Source organism: Microbacterium atlanticum (genome assembly GCF_015277815.1).
Taxonomy (GTDB): Bacteria; Actinomycetota; Actinomycetes; order Actinomycetales; family Microbacteriaceae; genus Microbacterium; species Microbacterium atlanticum.
The window spans coordinates 2,066,563-2,084,701 of the sequence record NZ_CP063813.1 but is presented as its reverse complement, the minus strand read 5'-3'; the positions used below and the strand labels follow the sequence as shown (position 1 = coordinate 2,084,701).

19 protein-coding genes are annotated in these 18,139 nt (G+C 69.8%); 15 read left to right on the top strand and 4 right to left on the bottom strand.

Going from position 1 to position 18,139, the window contains the following annotated elements:
* Positions 1-34 precede the first annotated feature (34 nt).
* On the top strand, positions 35-1,027 hold the full coding sequence (locus IR212_RS09480; protein ID WP_194395699.1) for an aldo/keto reductase: 993 nt from the start codon (positions 35-37) through the stop codon (positions 1,025-1,027).
* A gap of 72 nt (positions 1,028-1,099) precedes the next feature.
* On the opposite strand, the gene IR212_RS09475 is transcribed toward IR212_RS09480, so the two are convergent.
* Positions 1,100-1,687, bottom strand: coding sequence for a GNAT family N-acetyltransferase (locus IR212_RS09475; protein WP_194395698.1), 588 nt, complete (start codon positions 1,685-1,687; stop codon positions 1,100-1,102).
* A 75-nt stretch (positions 1,688-1,762) separates the two neighbouring features.
* Here IR212_RS09475 and IR212_RS09470 point away from each other — a divergent pair, with 75 nt between their 5' ends.
* Positions 1,763-2,191, top strand: coding sequence for an SRPBCC family protein (locus IR212_RS09470; RefSeq protein ID WP_194395697.1), 429 nt, complete (start codon positions 1,763-1,765; stop codon positions 2,189-2,191).
* Positions 2,192-2,213: 22 nt separating this feature from the next.
* On the opposite strand, the gene IR212_RS09465 is transcribed toward IR212_RS09470, so the two are convergent.
* A complete protein-coding gene (locus tag IR212_RS09465; protein ID WP_194395696.1) occupies positions 2,214-2,996 on the bottom strand; it encodes an alpha/beta fold hydrolase in 783 nt (260 codons plus the stop codon).
* A 53-nt stretch (positions 2,997-3,049) separates the two neighbouring features.
* Here IR212_RS09465 and IR212_RS09460 point away from each other — a divergent pair, with 53 nt between their 5' ends.
* Together IR212_RS09460 and IR212_RS09455 are read left to right on the top strand one after the other, a co-directional pair.
* Positions 3,050-3,349, top strand: coding sequence for a DUF1905 domain-containing protein (locus tag IR212_RS09460; RefSeq protein ID WP_194395695.1), 300 nt, complete (start codon positions 3,050-3,052; stop codon positions 3,347-3,349).
* A 119-nt stretch (positions 3,350-3,468) separates the two neighbouring features.
* Positions 3,469-5,175 carry a PxKF domain-containing protein gene (locus IR212_RS09455; protein WP_194395694.1) on the top strand — a complete coding sequence of 569 codons (1,707 nt, stop codon included), beginning with the start codon at positions 3,469-3,471 and terminating at the stop codon, positions 5,173-5,175.
* Positions 5,176-5,365: 190 nt separating this feature from the next.
* Here IR212_RS09455 and IR212_RS09450 read toward each other — a convergent pair whose 3' ends face one another.
* The gene (locus IR212_RS09450) at positions 5,366-6,754 is read right to left on the bottom strand and encodes an HNH endonuclease signature motif containing protein (RefSeq protein ID WP_194395693.1); all 1,389 of its coding nucleotides are present in this window, start codon (positions 6,752-6,754) and stop codon (positions 5,366-5,368) included.
* Positions 6,755-7,026: 272 nt separating this feature from the next.
* Here IR212_RS09450 and IR212_RS09445 point away from each other — a divergent pair, with 272 nt between their 5' ends.
* The 11 genes from IR212_RS09445 to IR212_RS09395 all read left to right on the top strand — a co-directional run bounded on the left by IR212_RS09445 (position 7,027) and on the right by IR212_RS09395 (position 16,317).
* Entirely contained in the window at positions 7,027-7,467 is a 441-nt protein-coding gene (locus IR212_RS09445) for a hypothetical protein (protein WP_194395692.1), read from the top strand.
* Positions 7,468-7,769: 302 nt separating this feature from the next.
* Complete coding sequence (locus IR212_RS09440; RefSeq protein WP_194395691.1) at positions 7,770-8,204, top strand: prepilin-type N-terminal cleavage/methylation domain-containing protein; 435 nt, start codon at positions 7,770-7,772, stop codon at positions 8,202-8,204.
* 36 nt (positions 8,205-8,240) lie between these two features.
* Complete coding sequence (locus IR212_RS09435) at positions 8,241-8,615, top strand: type IV pilus modification PilV family protein (RefSeq protein WP_194395690.1); 375 nt, start codon at positions 8,241-8,243, stop codon at positions 8,613-8,615.
* The gene (locus IR212_RS09430) at positions 8,612-9,151 is read left to right on the top strand and encodes a PilW family protein (RefSeq protein ID WP_194395689.1); all 540 of its coding nucleotides are present in this window, start codon (positions 8,612-8,614) and stop codon (positions 9,149-9,151) included. Before IR212_RS09435 ends, IR212_RS09430 begins: the two co-directional genes overlap by 4 nt.
* The gene (locus IR212_RS09425) at positions 9,139-10,734 is read left to right on the top strand and encodes a bactofilin family protein (RefSeq protein ID WP_194395688.1); all 1,596 of its coding nucleotides are present in this window, start codon (positions 9,139-9,141) and stop codon (positions 10,732-10,734) included. The genes IR212_RS09430 and IR212_RS09425 overlap by 13 nt, the downstream gene beginning before the upstream one ends.
* Positions 10,735-10,737: 3 nt before the next feature.
* Complete coding sequence (locus IR212_RS09420) at positions 10,738-11,556, top strand: prepilin peptidase (protein ID WP_194395687.1); 819 nt, start codon at positions 10,738-10,740, stop codon at positions 11,554-11,556.
* 21 nt (positions 11,557-11,577) lie between these two features.
* The gene (pilM, locus tag IR212_RS09415) at positions 11,578-12,621 is read left to right on the top strand and encodes a pilus assembly protein PilM (protein WP_194395686.1); all 1,044 of its coding nucleotides are present in this window, start codon (positions 11,578-11,580) and stop codon (positions 12,619-12,621) included.
* Positions 12,618-13,262 carry a hypothetical protein gene (locus IR212_RS09410; RefSeq protein WP_194395685.1) on the top strand — a complete coding sequence of 215 codons (645 nt, stop codon included), beginning with the start codon at positions 12,618-12,620 and terminating at the stop codon, positions 13,260-13,262. The genes pilM and IR212_RS09410 overlap by 4 nt, the downstream gene beginning before the upstream one ends.
* Positions 13,262-13,939, top strand: coding sequence for a hypothetical protein (locus tag IR212_RS09405; RefSeq protein ID WP_194395684.1), 678 nt, complete (start codon positions 13,262-13,264; stop codon positions 13,937-13,939). Before IR212_RS09410 ends, IR212_RS09405 begins: the two co-directional genes overlap by 1 nt.
* Position 13,940: 1 nt before the next feature.
* Positions 13,941-15,080, top strand: coding sequence for a type IV pilus twitching motility protein PilT (locus tag IR212_RS09400; RefSeq protein WP_194395683.1), 1,140 nt, complete (start codon positions 13,941-13,943; stop codon positions 15,078-15,080).
* A gap of 1 nt (position 15,081) precedes the next feature.
* Positions 15,082-16,317, top strand: a complete 1,236-nt coding sequence (locus IR212_RS09395; RefSeq protein WP_194395682.1) for a type II secretion system F family protein — start codon at positions 15,082-15,084, stop codon at positions 16,315-16,317.
* Positions 16,318-16,361: 44 nt separating this feature from the next.
* On the opposite strand, the gene IR212_RS09390 is transcribed toward IR212_RS09395, so the two are convergent.
* Entirely contained in the window at positions 16,362-18,029 is a 1,668-nt protein-coding gene (locus tag IR212_RS09390; RefSeq protein WP_194395681.1) for a GspE/PulE family protein, read from the bottom strand.
* Positions 18,030-18,139: the final 110 nt, after the last annotated feature.

Sequence of the window (18,139 nt, the reverse complement as noted above, 5' to 3'; positions counted from 1 at the left end):
GAAGCCGCTCATCTCTCGATCGCGGAGGATCCCCATGCAGCAGCGCGCACTCGGCCGTACCGGACGCTCGATCTCGGCGATCGGCCTCGGCACCTGGCAGCTCGGAGCCGACTGGGGGGATGTCAGCGAGGAGGACGCGACGGCCGTGCTCGCGGCATCCGCCGATCAGGGCGTGACCCTCTTCGACACCGCCGACGTGTACGGCGACGGGCGGAGCGAGTCGCTCATCGGGCGCTTCCTGGCCGGGCGTTCCGGCCACGGCATCACCGTGGCGACCAAGATGGGCCGGCGCATGGCGCAGGAGCCCGAGAACTACACGCCCGAGAACTTCCGGGCGTGGACCGAGCGGTCGCGCCGCAACCTCGGGGTCGACACGCTCGACCTGGTGCAGCTGCACTGCCCGCCCACCGCGGTGATCGAGGACGACGCGACGTACGACGCCCTCGACGAGCTCGTCGCCGACGGGGCGATCGCGGCGTACGGGGTGTCGGTCGAGACGACCGCGCAGGCGCTGGCGGCGATCGCCCGCCCGAACGTGACGAACGTGCAGATCATCTTCAACCCGTTCCGGCTCAAGCCCCTGGACGAGGTGCTGCCGGCGGCCGAGGCCGCCGGCGTCGCGATCTTCGCCCGCGTGCCGCTCGCGTCCGGTCTGCTGTCGGGCAGGTACACCGCCCAGACGACCTTCGCCGCCGACGACCATCGCACGTACAACCGGCACGGCGAGGCGTTCGACCGCGGGGAGACCTTCTCGGGCGTCGAGTTCGAGACGGGCATCAGGGCGGCCGACGAGCTCGCCGCCGCGCTGCCGGAGGGCGTGTCACTTCCGGCCGCGACGCTCGCGTGGATCGCCGCACAGCGCGGCGTGACGAGCGTCATCCCCGGTGCCCGCAACGTCCGTCAGGCCGAGGCGAACGCCGCCGCCGGGGCGCTCCTCGACGGAGGCTTCGACGTCGCCGCGTTCGACCGGGTCGTCCACGACGTGTACGACCGCGACCTCCGCGAGGCGATCCACCCGCTGTGGTGATCACCGTCGTGGTGGTCCCTCCGCTGCGGTGATCTACCGCCGTGGTGATCACCGCCCTCGCCGTCGCGGTGCTCAGAAGTCGAGGCGCATGACCAGCCGACGCTTGGTGGGATGGGTGACCTCGCGGAACCCCGCCGCGAGGAACGGTCCCACGGCGCCGACGCTCATCTCGTCCCAGATGACCTTCTTGCCCTCCGTGAGCAGGGGATAGCCCTCGACGGCCGCCGCGCCGCGGGCCCGCGCGTGCTCGGCCGCTGCGGCGACGAGCGGGTAGGTGAGCCCCTGGCCGCGGTGGCCCTTGCGCACCACCGTGCAGGGGATCGCCCACACGGTGTCGTCGTCCGGATCTTCGGTGCGCCCCTGCCAGGGCACGGGCGATCCCCGCACGCGCCCGTAGACGCCGCGCCGGTCGACCGCAGCCCATGCGACGGGCTCGTCGTCGTCGTACGCGACGATGCCGATCGTCTCGGTCGCGCGCGGATCGCCGCAGTGGGTCTCGGCCTCGAGGATGGCGGCGCGCTCGCCCTGGGGCAGGTACCACCAGTCGCGGTCGCCGAGGCGCTGGCGCTGGCACTGGCAGCGGCCGGCGGCGCCGGTGAGGATCGCCTGCAGGTCGTCCCACGACGCCTCGTTCGCCGGCACGAAGCGGAGTGCACCCATGGCGGGAGCGTAGACCGACCCGCCGACGTCCGCGACGGCCACTCGCGTGTCGCCGCGCAGGCGTACGGTGTGGGGATGCATGAGCTCACCGAAGAGGCGCTGGTTGCGGCATCCGTCGACGTGGTCTGGGCGGAATTCACGCTCGCCGACCTGCTCGTCGGCTGGATCTGGCCGCCGCGGTTCGAGACGACAGCGGTCGTCGAAGTACGCGAGCTCGGGCCGTGGCAGGTGCGCTCCGAGGTGGCCGACCTCGCCGTGGAGGCGACCGTGCTGGCCTTCGAAGCCCCGCATCGGCTGCGGCTGGCGTGGCGGTGGGCGGGGGAGGAGCACACCACCGACGTCGAGATCGCGCTGGAAGAGGCGGCGGATGCCGCGACCCGCGTCATCGTGCGGCACTCCGGTTTCGCGACCGCCGACGAGCGGGCGCAGCACGTCGAGGGGTGGTCGAACTGCCTGCAGCGGCTCGTCGACCGGCACGGCGGTGCGCCGGGCGAGCACCTCTGACGGACGTGCCGCTCGGGCGTCGTCAGTGCGCGGTCGTCGCGAGGGCGTCGAGCATCACCGCATCGAGTTCAGGTCCGGTGCAGTCGTGGCCGAGACGGGGGATCTCGGTGAATCGCGCGCGTGGCAGTCGGCGCACGACGTCGAGTGCTGCTTCCCGCGAACTGCGCACGTCGTCGGCCCCGCGGACGACGACGGTCGGCGTCCGGATCGCGGGCAGCGCGGCGCGCAGATCCATCGACGCCACGTCGAGGAGGGCAGCGGTGGTCGACGGCCGCCAGTCGTCGAGCAGCGCTCGGGCCTGTGCGCGGCGGCCGGGATCGGCATCGCCGGCGAACACGGTGTCGAGGAAGCCGTCGGCCCACTCGGCGACCGGGTGCTCCATCGTGAATCGTGCCGCTTGGAGCCGCTCGGCGAGGGCGTCGGGGGTGAGTGAGCCGCCCCACCCGGCGTACGCGCCCACGAGGACAAGGCTGCCGATCGCGTCAGGATGATCGCGGGCGAGGAGGAGGGCGAGCATCGACCCCAGCGAGAACCCGGCGACACACGGTTTGACAACGCCGAGTTCACGCAGGAAGGCGGCGGCCGCGTCGGCCCAGTCATGGTCGGTCCAGCCTTCGGGCACGTCGCCGGAGCCGCCGCACCCCGGAGCGTCCCACGCGATCACGTCGGCGTGCGGGCTGAGCCGCTGGAGCGTGTCGGTCCACACGCGGGAGTCCTCGAAGGCTCCGTGAAATAGCACGAGCGGTGAGCCATGCCCCCGCCGCTGGTACGCGATGCGGACTCCGCCCGCCAGGACGTCGGCCATGGCGGCATCGTACGCTCGTGCCCACGTCGGCGCCGCTGGGTAGCCTCGTGATCGTGATCATCGAGTTCGACGGCGAGGTGTGGCGCTGGGACGCCCGGGACGACGCGTCGTGGTACTTCACGTCGGTGCCGCCAGAGCTGAGCGCCGACATCCGCGAGATCCCGCGGCCGTCTCGCGGCTTCGGGTCCGTCCGGGTGCGAGCGCGTGTGGGCGGCACGGAGTGGGCGACGTCGATCTTCCCCGACTCCGGGACGGGTTCGTACGTGCTGCCGCTGAAGAAGGCGGTGCGCGACGCCGAGGGGCTGGCCGAGGGCGGCCCGGTGACGGTGCGGCTCGAGGTGCTGGACGGCTGAAAGCCGGGTCGCGCCGCCGTGGTCTTGACACGCCCGGTGGCGGCGAGGAGCATCTGCGACAACGGCGGTCGTGGGACCGTCGGCGAACGTCTCGCCGCGCGGGACGAATCGGGGTTCGCATGATGGGGAAGAGGGCGCGGGCGCTGTGGGGTGCGTCCGCTGTGCTGGTCATGATTGCGGGCGGCGTGGGCGTCGCTCCGGCATTCGCCGAGGATCCGCCGCCGGTGGACTGGACGATGATGCCGGGCTTCCCGGTCGTCACCGCCGACGGCGACTTCACCGTGTCGTTCGAGACGGGGGTGATGGCGACGCCGGACTTCGGTGATGTCGCGCTGCTGAACGATCTGCCGCTTCAGCGCATCAACGTGGTGAACCACACCGACGAAGTGCGCTACATCGACTTCGGGGTCGACGTCGACGTCGAGGGGGTGATCGAGCCGCTGTGGCGGGGCGAGACGTACGGCGACTACTGGGGCTCGACGGCAGGTGCGTTCGGTGTCCGACTGGAGCCCGGCCAATCGATCGCCGATACCGGAGCGTTCGTCTACTCCGGCTTCGCCGGTCTGTTCGAGGGCGTCCCGCGCTACGGCGGTCGCACCGTCGTGGTCTACGAGTTGGCGGAGGACCCGGCCGTGGACCCCGACACCGCAGCGACCGAGATCGCCCGCGCGCCGCGCGTGCCCGGCGACTTCGTGCCTGTGCACTTCGACGGCCCGACGACACCGGAGGGCACGGTCCCGGTGGGGCAGGAGCTGTCGGTCGTCGGCCCGGGCGCACCGGACGAGGTGCAGCTCTCGCCGGGCGTGACGGCGAGCGTGACGGCGTCGGGGCTGCCCGCGAACCGCGAGCTCGAGCTTTGGCTCGCGCCGGGCGTCGACTACTTCTACATGACGCTGCTGGGCGGCATCCTGCCCGAGACCGCGTTCTCGGTGGGGACGACGATGACGGATGCCTCGGGCGAGCTGGCCGCCACCTTCACCGTGCCGGCGACCGCCGAGTTCGGCACCGCCTATCGGCTCTTCGCGGGGACGCTCGCCGAGAACTACTGGCCGGCGGGCACGTACCGGTCGTTCACGATCACGCAGGCGGTGAGCAGCGCGTCGGACGAAGTTGAGGCGACGGAGACCGAGGCGTCGTTGGTGCTCGGCTCGACGACTGTCGACTTCTCCTTCCCGGCAGGGACGACCGGCATGTTCACCGCGGCGACCTCGACGACCGGCCCGCTGGTGGATCAGTTCTCGCTGGCCGGGGACCCGCCGCTGTACTACCACCTGGACTACTCGGGGTCGTTCGACGGCGGCGCCGTCGAGGTGTGCATTCAGTACGACACCGAGAACATCCCCGGCACCCCGCCGCGGCTGTGGCACCACGCTCCCGAGCCGGGTGCGGCCTTCCGCTGGGTCGACATCACGACCAGCGCCGTGCCCGGCCGTGTCTGCGGAGTGACGACGAGCTTCTCGCCGTTCGCGCTCGGCTACCGCGACACGTTCGACTTCGCAGGGTTCTTCGACCCGGTATCGATGACCGAACCCAACGTCGCCAAGGCGGGCCAGTCCATTCCCGTCAGGTTCTCGTTGACCGGTGATCAGGGTCTCGGCGTGGTGACGTCGGCGCGCTTCGTCGTCGCGGGCACCGTGCTGAATCCGGCGGGGGAGATGTTGGATGCCGCGACCCCCGGCGCAAGCGGACTCACGTACGACCCGGCGACCGACCGCTACACGTTCGTGTGGAAGACGCAGAAAGCGTGGGCACAGAAGACGGGCGCGTTCGTCCTGGAGCTCTCAGACGGCACCACGCACCAATTCGCCGTGAGCTTCAAGAGATGATCTGCGACGCGCAGCGATGGGAGGCATCGGGCGGGCGCCTGTGACGCCGCGGCGCGCCGGAGGGCGCGACGAGCCAGACAGCGTGGCGTGTTGGCGTGCGGAGTGCATTGGCGTGCGTGACGCGGCGTTGGGCGAGCGCGAGCGGGCTCTCGTCGGAGTGCGTCGGCGTGCGTGACCCGTCCGGGCGGTGTCACCAGGGCGGTGGCTCGGGGTCGACCCGCTGCGCCATCGGCGTGATCCACCACGTCGCGCCGGTGATCTCGTCGCGGTAGAGCCGCCACAGGCTCTCGGTCTTGAGCACATGGTGCGGCTTGCACAGTGGACTGAGGTTCGTGTCGGTCGTTGTGCCGCCGTACTGCCATTCCACGCGGTGGTCCATGTCGCAGTCGCGCGCGGGGCGCACGCACCCGGGGGCGATGCAGGCGGGGTCGCGCACTCCCAGCCAACGGCGGAGGGCGCGAGGAACCCGGTAGGTGCGCCGATCGACGTCCAGCACGGTGCCCGTGACGGGATGGGTGAGGATGCGGACCCAGCTGCGGGCTCGCCCTGCAAGGCGGCGTGCGATGTCGGCGTCGATGGGACCGTAGCCGTCGAGGGTCGCGGGCGCGTCGTCGTGGCCGAGGAGCGTCATCACCGGCACGGTGATCGCAACGGCGGCATGCTCGGGAGCCGGACCAGTCTGCGGCGTCTCTCCGTGCGCGAGCAGATCGAGAAGGACGTCGGCGCGCAGCTGCGCGAGCGTGCGCTCTTCGCCCGGCTGGGCACGCAGATGCCGGGCGTGCGCATCGGCGCGGCGATGCGCGGCGAGCACATCGGCAGCCGGTCCGAAGATGCTCAGCGTCGCCATGCCGTCAGGCTCCGCCGTGAACCACTCCCGGCGGTCCTCGGCAGCCCGGCGATGGCGTTGATCGACGGACTCGGGGTGCACCCGTTCGCGGACCAGGCGAGCGCGGAGGCGGAACTTCGGTGGCGGCATCCGTCGCGATCCGTCCAGCACCTGCGCGTCGTAGTCCGCCCACGAATCGGGCGCCGTGTCGGGTAGCGAGGCGGCGTGCTGGGCGACGACATTCGCGTTGTGCTCGGAGACCTGACCGGACGCGAACGCCGTCCACACACGGGGGCACCGCTGACGCAGCGTCTCGACGCGAAAGGCGAGTGTGCGCACGGTCGCCTCTGACAGACCCGCGCACACCGCGAGCTCAGCGGCGGCCGCGCGTTTCGCGATCTCGCGGCGCTCAGCGCGCACGGCTGCGACGGTGCGACCCCGCGGGTCTCGCCACTCCAGATCGAGAGTCGGATCGGGGCCCGTCCACGGGTCAGGACGTTCCCCAGCATCGCGCAGCACGTCGGCGATGCCGGCGTACTGCTCGGCAAGCAGGGCGCGGCTGCGGACTGTCGCGTACTCGATGGCCTTGATCGACTGCCTGTGCAGTTCGCCGGTCGCCTGCAGGGCGTCGACGTCGAGGTCTGGACGCAGCTCGTCATCGGGCGCCGGCTCATCCCACGGGTCGGGCGGGAGCGCGAGACCGTCATCGAAGATCGCCGGCCACGTGCTCAGGGTCCTCGATGAAAGCTCCATAGTCAGAGGTTAGAGGGGGCCTCCGACATTCGGAGATCGCACCGAAGTAAGGGTGATTCGTCTCCTGGCCAAATTGCGCTTTCCTTGCGGTCGCCTCGCGGTCGAAGCGGTACTTTGACACCGAGGAGGCGCTCGTGGGAAGCGCCGCTCGAGGGATCTCACTGGGGGAGATGGCGATGGATGCTTCGCTGTTCGCGCCTGCGCAGCCGATGCTGCGGATGGATCGGAACGCATCGAACGATTCGACGCCGCACCGAAGTGCCGGCGCTCCCATGCCTGACAACGTCGTCGTGCCGGGATTCGTGCCGCCGTCGCGGGACCCGCTCGCGCAGCAGCTGCCCCCGACGCGACCGGGGTGGTCCGGCGCCGAGAGTTCTGGCGAGCGGATGCCGCCGGTCCCCGCCTCGCGCCGCAACCGGCTCGCGCGCGCATCGTTCGTGTTCACAGGCGTCGGAGTGTTCGCCGCAGGAGCGGCTCTGCTCCGCCTCGACGCGGGCGACGCCACGCTCGCCGGGGTTGCGTCGGCGCTCGCGGTCGTGCTGCTCGTGCTCTCGTGCGCCCTCGCCATCGGTGGGGTGGTCCTCGCGGTCCGCCGTCGGCTCGCGTGGTGGCCGGCGGTGCTCGCCCTCGTGCTTGGGGTGTGCGCGCTCGCCGGCGCGCTGTATCTCGCCGCAGGGCAGGTGCTCGACCTCAGCCTGCCCCTCGTCGCGTAGATCTCCACCACCGGCAACGACTGTCACTCGGGCACCAGTGGTCACAAGCATCCGTCAACGTTCGCACAGGGATTTGCTGAGTCATTCCTTGCGGAAAGCGACAGGACCTTTCGTTGACGCCACGAGAGGGCAAGCTCCAGGATCATCAGTGGGGGAAGGAACATCGCACTTGTGCGCGCCTCTCCCGAGCACTGGGCCGACCGGCTCGGGCGGGTAGTTCCATGGATCGCTGGGGATCCATCCCGTCCGAGACGAGACGCTCGATGCTGCTTCGTTCCGTCCGACAGGGGAGTACTGCGCTCATGCGTGCATTCATCAAGAACTACATCGCGGCCGAGAAGGCCCGTCGCGAGGAGGAGGGCCGCGAGGCCGGCTTCTCCCTCATCGAGCTCATCGTCGTGGTGGTGATCCTCGGCATCCTGGTGGCGATCGCCATTCCGGTGTTTGGAGCGATTCAGGCGCAGGCCGAGCAGAACGCCATCTCGGCCGCCGCCGGCAACGGTGCGACGGCAGTCGCGGCCGCGGTGGGAGACAGTGACACGAACTCCACGGTGGCGAAGGCCATTGCCGCGGGCACCAATTCGGAAGTCACCCTGACCACGACTAACACGGACACGTCTGACGTTGATGATATCTGCGTCACCGCGACGAAGACTGGTGCGAGCGCACCCTGGGCGAAGGCCGGACCGGGCTGCACAGGCGCAGCGAACAGCTGGACCGGAGCAACGACCCCGTAGTTGCCGCAAAGCCACGGCACTCGGTTCAAGGACGAAGTGAACGGGCTCGAGCGAAACCAGGTCGGCCTCAGCCTCGTCGAGGTCGTCATCGCGATGCTCCTCCTCGGGCTCATTGCGGTGGCCATCCTTCCCGCTCTGTGGCAGGGGATCCAGCTCTCGTCCCAGCAGTCGTCGACGGCGACCGCGACCCGCTTCCTCAACTCACTGGTCGAGGAGGCGAGGGAGCTCGAGGATTGCAGCACCATCCCGTCGGTGATCGGACGAACGATCACCGACGGGAAGGGCGCGGCCATGACGAGCACCGGCAGCCTGAGCGGCTGCGCTTCGGAGGCGGCTGCCACGCTGTCTCTCTCGGTCACCCAGAATGGCGAAACCCTGGCCACGACCACCGCACGGATCTACATTCCATGACCGTTCCAGCAGACGAACGCGACGATGGGCTCGGACTGATCGAGCTCATCGTCGCGATCGTCGTGTCGGGGATCGTCCTGGCGGGAATCGCGACGATCTTCGTGCGGTCTTGGCAGACCCAGGAGCAGGTGATCTCGGTGTCGGAGGCCACCAACCGCGGTCAGCTCGTCGCGTCGGGCATCGAGCGCGCCGTCCGCAACTCGCTGTTCTCGCAGGTCTCGGACAGTGGCAGGGTGCTGCGGGTCAGCACGTCGCTGCCCGGCGGGCTCAAGTGCCAGGGGTTCCGGCTCTCGAGCGACTCGGGCGGAACCGCGCGGTTCTCGGCGTCGGCGACCGCCCTCGGCGCCGACACGGCGTGGGCGGAGTGGGAGACCGGTGTGCTGCCGCAGGGTACGACACCGTTCTTCAGCAAGTCCATCGACGGCGTCGTCACGTACACATTCCAGATCGAGACCGAATCGGCGCCGGTGCGCTTCACCGGCACGGTCGCATCCCGATCGGTGCAGGAGGGGGACAACGACTCATGCTGGCTCTGAACCACGTGATCCGTCGTGCGCGCCGGACTGAGGCCGGTGACGGCGGAGCCGTGCTCGTCACCGTCGTCGTCGTCATGTTCGTGGGCTTTCTCGTGGCCGCCACCATCGCCGCATCCGTGGTCGCCACCGTCAGCGCCAACAGCACCAACAAGAGCAATACGTCGTCGTTCATCTCGGCGGAGTCGGGGCGCGATGCCGCGCTGTCGAACCTCGCATCGGCCATCGATGACGGCACCGTCGACTGCGCGGCGGTCAAGCTCAGCGACAGCATGTCCACGACCGACCTCACCTACACGTACGGGATCCGCGTGACCGATGTCGCCTCGCCGATGCCCACCGACTACGACGCCCTCGGCGCGTCGGCCGAGGTATGTCCGACGCTGTCGACGAAGCACGTCGTCATCCGGTCGACCGGCACCGTCGGCGACGCGACCACCACCATCGACTCCGTCTACCCGTGGAACGTCGTGCCCGAAACTCAGCCCGCCGGCACGGTCGCCTACTTCGACGGTCAGTTCAAGGCGACCAAGACCACATACGAGGGCGACCTCGTCATTCGCGACTCAGGCGACTACGAGTGCAACAACTCCGCCGGTGACAGCATCGACGGTGACCTCTGGGTGCTCCGCGGGTCGGTCCGTGTCACGGGTCCGTGTGAGGTGACCGGCAGCATCTACGCCTACGGTCTCGTCGAAGTGAAGAACAAGGACCTCGTGGTGGGGGGTGACATCATCACTGAGACCGGTGACATCGACCTGACCCCCAACAGTGCCACCATCGGCGGGTCGCTCTACTCCGGCCGCAACGTCATCCTCACCAAGGACGGAACGGTCGGCGTCGACATCAAGGCACGGGGGACGATCACCTCACCGTTCCCCGCCGGGTGGAAGAAGCCCGACGGAACGGCGATCCCGAGAACCGCGGGTGCGCCGGTCCCCACGTTCACACCCACGCTCACCCAGGTGTTCGACGCGACGGCATGGATCGAGCTCGGCGACTGGAGCAGCTGGGCGACCGACGCGGAGTACAAGACGGGACTGTGCTCAGCCGGCGACCAGAAGCCCTTCATCGAGAGCACGGGCACGCGCGTCGTCTTCGACCTGACGGGGTGCGGCTCGTCGGTGAAGGTCGCGCCCGGCTCGGTGTCGGTCAAGCGCGACGTGCTCTATCTCGTGCCGGCGGCCAGCCAGATGGACCTCGAGCTCACCGGGTCGCTCACCAAGGGAGCCGGCGACCCGCAGGTGTTCGTCGTGCACAAGGATGTCGCACAGGATTCACCGACGCGGCCGAGCACCTGCCCGAAGGGCGCCGACAAGCTCGCCATCGGCACCGGCATCGCTGTGCGGACGATGATCTACAGCCCGTGCGGCATCAGCAACACCATGTCGCTGACGATGACGGGGCAGCTGTACATGGGCGGCGTCGGACTGCACCTGAACGGCGGCACCTTCACCTGCACGCCGATGCAGTGGAAGCCCGCGATCCCCTCGCTCAGCTGCGGGGTGAAGGGCGCGGGCGGCATCTTCGACCCGAGCCGCAAGGACATCTCGCTCGGCGACCTGCTCTACCAGACTGAGCGCTAGCCCGTGACGCCCCTCGACATCTTCCTCATCGTCGTCGCCGGAGTCTTCGGACTCCTGATCGGGTCGTTCCTCAACGTCGTCGCCTATCGCGTGCCCGCGGGCATCCCGCTCACCCGCGAGAGCCGGTGCCCCCACTGCGACCAGCCGGTGCGGCCGTGGCAGAACGTGCCGGTGCTGTCGTGGCTCTTCCTGCGCGGCCGGTGCGTCTCGTGCGGGGCGAGCATCTCGCCGCGGTATCCGGTCGTCGAAGCGGTGACCGCGGTCGCCTTCGCGGCCGTGACCTGGTGGGTGCTCGCCGCCCCGTCCACGGCCGGCGCCGCCGGCACCGCCGTGCTCGTGGTCGCCTACCTCTACCTCGGCGCGATCAGCGTCGTACTGACGCTCATCGACCTCGACACGCACCGGCTGCCGAACGCCATCGTGCTGCCGAGCTACGTCGTGGGCGGCATCCTGCTCACACTCGCCAGCGCGCTCACCGGCGACTGGGCGGCCCTCCTGCGCGGCGCGATCGGCCTGGCGGCCCTCTACCTCTTCTACTTCGTGCTGCGCCTCGTCCGGCCCGACGGCATGGGCGGCGGCGACGTCAAGCTCGCCGGCGTGCTCGGCCTCTACCTCGGGTACGTCGGCTGGGGCGCGCTGATCGTGGGCGCCTTCGCCGCCTTCGTCATCGGCGGCGTCTACGGCGTGGCGCTCATGGCATTGCGGCGGGCGGGGCGGAAGACCGCCATACCGTTCGGGCCGTGGATGATCCTGGGGGCCTGGGTGGGGCTCATCGCCGGCGAGCCCATCGCGCGCTGGTACGTCGGACTGTTCACGCAATGAGAAAGCACAGGGGGATGCTCGGTGGCTAAGTCGCTCGTGGGGCTCGAGATCACGGAGGAGAGCGTGCGCGCGGTCGAACTGACCGTCGGGCGGACGCCCGCCCTCGTGGCCGTCGGGGAGGTGCCCCTGCCGCGCGAGAGCGCGCGGGACTCGGAGGTGCTCGATCCGGATGCCGTCGCCCTGGCGCTCCGCCAGTTGTGGACGTCTGCCGGCATCAAGGCGAACCGGGTCGCCCTCGGCGTGGGCAGTCGCCGCATCCTCGTGCGCGAGCACTCCACCCAGGCGATGCCGCCGCAGCTGCTCAAGCAGGCTCTGCCGTACCAGGTGCAGGACCTCCTCCCCGTCCCGGTGTCGCAGGCGGTGCTCGACTTCTACCCGACCGCTCAGGTCGGCGACCAGGTGTCGGGACTGCTCGTCGCCGCCGTCGCCGAGAACATCGAGCAGCTGATCGCCACGCTCGGCAAGGCGAAGCTCAAGGTCGACCGGGTCGACCTCGTGCCCTTCGGACTCGCCCGGATCGCGAAGGGGCTGGGAGCCGCGAACGAGACGGTCGCGATGGTCCATCTCGGCGATCACACGTCGTTCGTCACGGTGGCGACCAACGGGATTCCCCACTTCGTCCGCATCCTCCCCGTCGAGATCGCCACCGCGGCGGCCCTGCGCGCGGATCCCGGAGAACTGCTCCGCGAGGGCGTCGAGGAGGAGGAGTTCGAGGCGATCGGGGCAAGCGGCATCATCCCGCGACGCAGCGGGAGCCGCGCCGCCCTGCGGTCGGGGGCGCCCGCCGTCGCTCCCGCGGTCTCGGACCTTGTCGCGCGGCTGCGAAGCACCCTGTCGTTCTTCCAGAACAGAGACGGCGCCCCGCGCATCGGCCGCGTGTTCGTGAGCGGCGCGGGTTTCCTCGCCGCCGGCGTCGGCGACGCCCTGGACCGGTCCCTCGACATCCCCGTCGTGCCGGTGCGGCTCGAGCAGGTCGTCGACACGCGGAAGCAGGCGCTTCCGGACGATCTGGCCTTCAACACGGTCGCCACCGCCGGCGTGCTGCTCGGGGAGGGAGCCCGATGAGCGCCGTGCCCACCTTCGGGGGCGTGCCCCGGGTCAATCTCATTCCGCGCTCCGAGCTCGATCGCCGCGAACGGGCGGCGACCGCGCGCGGCTGGGTGTGGGGCGTGCTCGGCGCCCTGCTCGCCGCCCTCGCCCTCATCGCCGGCGCGATGGCCATCAGCTGGGCGGCCGATCAGCGGCTCGCCGCCGAACAGGCGCGCACGAACACCCTCCTCACCGAGCTGGCCGCGCTGTCGGACGTCAGCGGTGCGCTCGCGGCCGAGCGCGAGCTGACCGACTTCCGCACCCAGGCGATGGGCTCGGACTTCGCGTGGGCACCCGTCATCGACGAGGTGCGGGCGGCACTTCCGGTCGGCGTCGAGCTCGTGGGGTTCGCCCTCACCACCGGCGGCGTGCCGCAGGGCGAGGATCCTGCGCTCGAGGTGGGGCTCACCGGCAGTCTCACCCTCAGCAGCCCCAACGCGATCGACATCGCGCAGACGGTCCGCGCGCTGCGGGACCGCGCGGGCATCGCCGAGGCCGATGGCCGGCTGGTCTCGACCAGCCAGCAGTCCGTCGGCGCCTACACCTACGAGCTCTCGGTGACGTTCGACCAGTCGATCTACTCGGGCCGCTTCGCCGCGGCGGAAGGCGGTGAGTGATGCCCAAGCAGCTCATCAACGTCATCGGCATCGTCGTCTGCGTCGGCATCCTGGGCCTGGCGCTGGCGCTGGTCGCGGTGCCGATCTTCTTCCAGTCCCTCGCCACGGGCGCGCAGACCGCCCAGGTCGACCAGACCAACGACGTCTACCAGGTGCAGATCGACGCCCTCCGAGCCGAGGAGGAGCGCATGGGCGAGATCGAGGCGTCCGTCGCGGGCCTGCGCACCGAGATCCCGCTCGCGAACGAGCTCGATGACGTGTTCGAACTCGTCGCGCGCGCGGCATCCGACTCTAACGTCCAGGTGCAGACGATCACCGCGGGCGAGAACGCCGCCTTCGCGGTGCGCACGGCTCCGCTCGCCATCGGCGAGGAGCCGGAGGTCGCGCCCGCCGACCCCGCAACGGGCGACGCGACGGGGGAGACGTCGGACCCGGCCGCGACCCCCGCGCCCGAAACGCCCCCGACCGGCACGGAGGGAGCGCCCATCGACGGGAGGCAGCAGGTCGACTTCACCATCACCGTCTCGGCGCCGCTGCTGCAGGACGCCGTCGCCTTCCTCGACCGCCTGCGCGGCGGACCGCGCTTGTTGAGCGCGATCGACTCCACCGTCACGCCGACCGGCACCGGGTTCGACGTCTCGGTCTCGGCCCTCACCTTCGTCCTCCCGGAGAACTGACATGACCGCCAACATGCTCGACGCCCTGCTCGAGGCCGCCGCCCGCGCGCGCGCATCGGACGTCCACCTCACCGCCGACGCACCGGCGCTGATGCGGGTCGACGGCGACCTCGCTCCGATCCCCGGCTTCCCCGACGTCATCGCGGCGTCGTGGCTCGAGGCCGCCGCCTACGAGCTGATGTCGGAGTCGCAGCGCGAGGAGTTCCGCACCCACCACGAAGTCGACCTCGCCCACTCGATCGACGGTCTCGGGCGCCTGCGCATCAACGTCTACCGGCAGCTCGGCGCCGTCGCGGTCGCCCTGCGATTCATCCCGAACAAGGTGTACACGCTCGAGCAGCTGGGCGCGCCCGCCATCGCCCGCGAGCTGGCGCTCAAGCCGCGCGGCCTGGTGCTGCTGACCGGCCCCACCGGGTCGGGCAAGTCCACGACGCTGACGGCGATGGTGGACATCATCAACAACACCGTCCCCGCGCACGTCATCACCATCGAGGACCCGATCGAGTTCCAGCACGAGAGCAAGCGCGCGCTGATCCACCAGCGCGAGATCGGCTCCGACACCAACTCGTTCGCCGAGGCCCTGCGCCGCGTGCTGCGTCAGGACCCCGACGTCATCCTCGTCGGCGAGCTCCGTGACCCCGAGTCGATCCGCACGGCGCTGTCCGCCGCCGAGACCGGCCACCTCGTGCTCTCGACGCTGCACACGCAGGGTGCGTCCAAGAGCGTGAACCGCATCATCGACGTCTTCCCCGCCGACCAGCAGCATCAGATCCGCGCCCAGCTCGGCGACACGCTGCAGGGCGTCATCAGCCAGACCCTCATGCCGCTGTCGCAGACCGAGGGGCGCACGATCGCCACCGAGGTGCTCGTGAACACGCCGGCCGTGGCGAACATGATCCGCGAGGGGCAGGTGGCCCAGCTCTACTCCGCCATGCAGGCCGGGCAGGCCGTCGGCATGCACACCCTCGACCAGGACCTCAAGCGCCTCGTGTCAGAGGGTGTCATCTCGCTCACCGTGGCCAAGTCGTACGCCGTCGACCCGTCGACCCTCGACAACGTCTACGTGCGGCCGCGCGACCTCGACGCCGACGAGTGGAGTCACCGCGCCAGCGAGTGGCACCACCAGGACGCCGGAGTCTGACATGGCCGTCGTGCAGGAGTTCCGCTACCGCGCGATCGACCCGCGCGGGGGAGCCGTGGTCAAGGGCACGCTCGAGGCCGCGACCGAGGCGGCGGTGACGAACAAGCTCAAGGCGCAGGGCCTGACGCCCCTCGAGGTCATCGAGGTGTCGAAGACCGGGCTCAACATGGAGATCAAGATCCCGGGTCTCACGAAGCACGTGAAGGCGAAGTCGCTCGCGATCTTCGCGAAGCAGATGGCCGGGCTCATCAACGCGGGACTCCCGCTCATGCGGACGCTGTCGATCCTCATCGAGCAGAGCGACGACAAGCGGCTCCAGCCGGCTCTCGTGGCGGTGCACGCCGATGTCGAGAGCGGCTCGTCGCTGTCGGGCGCCATGGCCCGGCATCCGGATGTCTTCCCGCCGCTGCTGCTCAGCATCGTGCGGGTCGGCGAGGCCGGCGGCTTCCTCGGTGCGGCGCTGGAGTCGATCGCCGAGAACTACCGCAAAGAGGCGGAGCTGCAGAACAAGATCCGCTCGGCGACGACGTACCCGACGATCGTGCTGATCGTCGCGGTGCTCGGCGTGCTCGCCATGATCACCTTCATCGTGCCGGTGTTCGAGAACATGTTCGCCGGCCTCGGGTCGTCGCTGCCGCTGCCGACGATGATCCTGGTCGCCCTCTCGAAGAACATGGTGTGGATCCTGCCCGTCGTCGCGCTGCTCGGCGTGATCGCGTGGGTGTGGTGGATGCGCAACAAGCACACCGAGCGCGTGCGCAAGGTCGTCGACCCGCTCAAGCTCAAGATGCCGATCTTCGGCAAGCTCGCGACCAAGATGGCCGTCGCCCGGTTCAGCCGCAATCTGTCGATGATGCTCGAAGCGGGCGTGCCGATCATGCAGGCGCTCGCGATCGTCGCCCAGGCGTCGAACAACTACAAGGTCGAGCAGGCGATCCACGAGGTGCAGGAGTCGATCCGCCACGGCAAGTCGTTCGCGGTGCCGCTGGCGAAGTCGGGCGTCTTCCCGCCGATGGTGCCGCAGATGGTCTCGGTCGGCGAGGAGTCCGGAACGCTCAGCGAGATGCTGGCGTCGATCGCGGACTTCTACGAGGACGAGGTCGAGACGGCGACCGAGCAGCTCTCGGCGACGATCGAGCCGATCCTCATCGTCGGGCTCGGCATCATCATCGGCGGCATGGTGATCTCGCTCTACCTGCCGATCTTCTCGCTGTACGGCGAGCTGGGGCAGCAGTAGCCAGCCGGGGCTGAGCCGGGCGGTGGCGCCGCGCAGCCGCCGGGTCAGATCGAGACCCGGAGGACTTCCTCGATGGTCGTCAGCCCCTGCGCCACCTTCGCCCAGCCGTCCTCGCGCAGCGAGACCATGCCCTGCGCGATGGCGACCTGCCGCATCTCGGTGCCGGTGGCGCGCGTCACGACCAGCTGCTCGAGCTCGTCGGTCATCGTCATGACCTCGTGCAAACCGAGGCGGCCGCGGTATCCCGTTCCCGAGCAGGCCTCGCAGCCGACGGCGCGGTAGATCTCGGGCACGTCGTTCGGATCGTGCGGGAAGCCGAGCGAGGCGAGCACCTCGGTGGGCTCGGTGTACGGCGCGCGGCACTTCAGGCACAGCCGCCGGGCGAGGCGCTGCGCGATGACGGCCGAGAGGGCCGTGGCGACCAGGAACGGCTCGGTGCCGATCTCGGTGAGTCGCGTCAGCGCTGACGGTGCGTCATTGGTGTGCAGCGTCGACAGCACGAGGTGGCCGGTGAGGGCCGCCTCGATGGAGATGACGGCCGTCTCCTTGTCGCGGATCTCGCCGACGAGCACCACGTCGGGGTCGCTGCGGAGAATCGACCGCAGGGCCGATGCGAACGTGAGGCCGGCGCGGTTGTTCACCTGCACCTGGTTGATGCCGCCGATGCGGTACTCGACCGGATCCTCGACGGTGATGACGTTGATCTTGGGGTTCGCCACCTCGCGCAGCGCGGTGTAGAGCGTGGTCGACTTGCCGGACCCCGTGGGGCCGGTGGCGAGGATCATGCCGTGCGGGCGGGTGATCGCCTCGCGGAACCGCTTCTCGTTGATCTTCGAGAACATCAGGTCGCGCATCGCCATCGTCTGGCCGGTGTTGTCGAGGATGCGCATGACGATCTTCTCGCCCCACACCGTCGGCAGCGTCGCCACGCGCAGGTCGACGGTGCGCCCGTCGTGCGACACCGACAGGCGGCCGTCCTGTGGCTTGCGCTTCTCGGCGATGTCGATCGACGACATGATCTTCAGCCGCGAGATGATGCCGTCCTGGATGGCGCGGTCGGCTTTCTGCATCTCATGAAGCACGCCGTCGATGCGGAACCGCACGGTGAGCTGGCGTTCGCCCGGCTCGACGTGGATGTCGCTCGCACGGTCGTTGATGGCCTGCGCGATGAGCAGGTTGACGAATCGCACGACCGGGGCGTCGCTGTCCTGCTCCTCGAGCGCTTCGGTGAAGGATGCCTCGGACGTCGACGATGTCTCTTCGATCGACGCCGAGAGCTCGCTCAGCTCCTCGTCCGAGCGCAGGAACCGCTCGAACATCTGCGCCAGCGCGTCGCGCGCGACGACGACGGGCTCGACGAAGAGGTCGGTGACCGAGGCCACGTCGTCCAGCGCCACGATGTCATTCGGATCGAGCGTGCCCACGATGAGCCGGTCGCCGCGCTTGTCGATCGGGATGAGCCCGTATTTGCGGCACACCGCGGTCGGCACCAGCGCCACGACGCTCGGGTCCAGCGGCATCTCGGAGAGGTCGACGAACCGGTGCCCGGTGTTGAGCGCGATCGCCTCGGCGATCTGCGACGGCGACACCAGCGACTGGCCCGTCAGGTACTCGATCAGATCCTGCGTGTCGCCGAATCGGCTGAGCGCCGCCGACATGTCGGCGGCCCGTATCGCCCCGGTCAATACGAGTGTCTGCGCCAGACCCCTCATCGCGTCCCCCGTCGCTTCCCCGATCGGTATGGCCAAGGATGCCTGAGAGGGAGGGGTCACCGCACCTGCCCGAGCCTCGCGACGCGTTCGGAACGGTGCACTCATTCCGC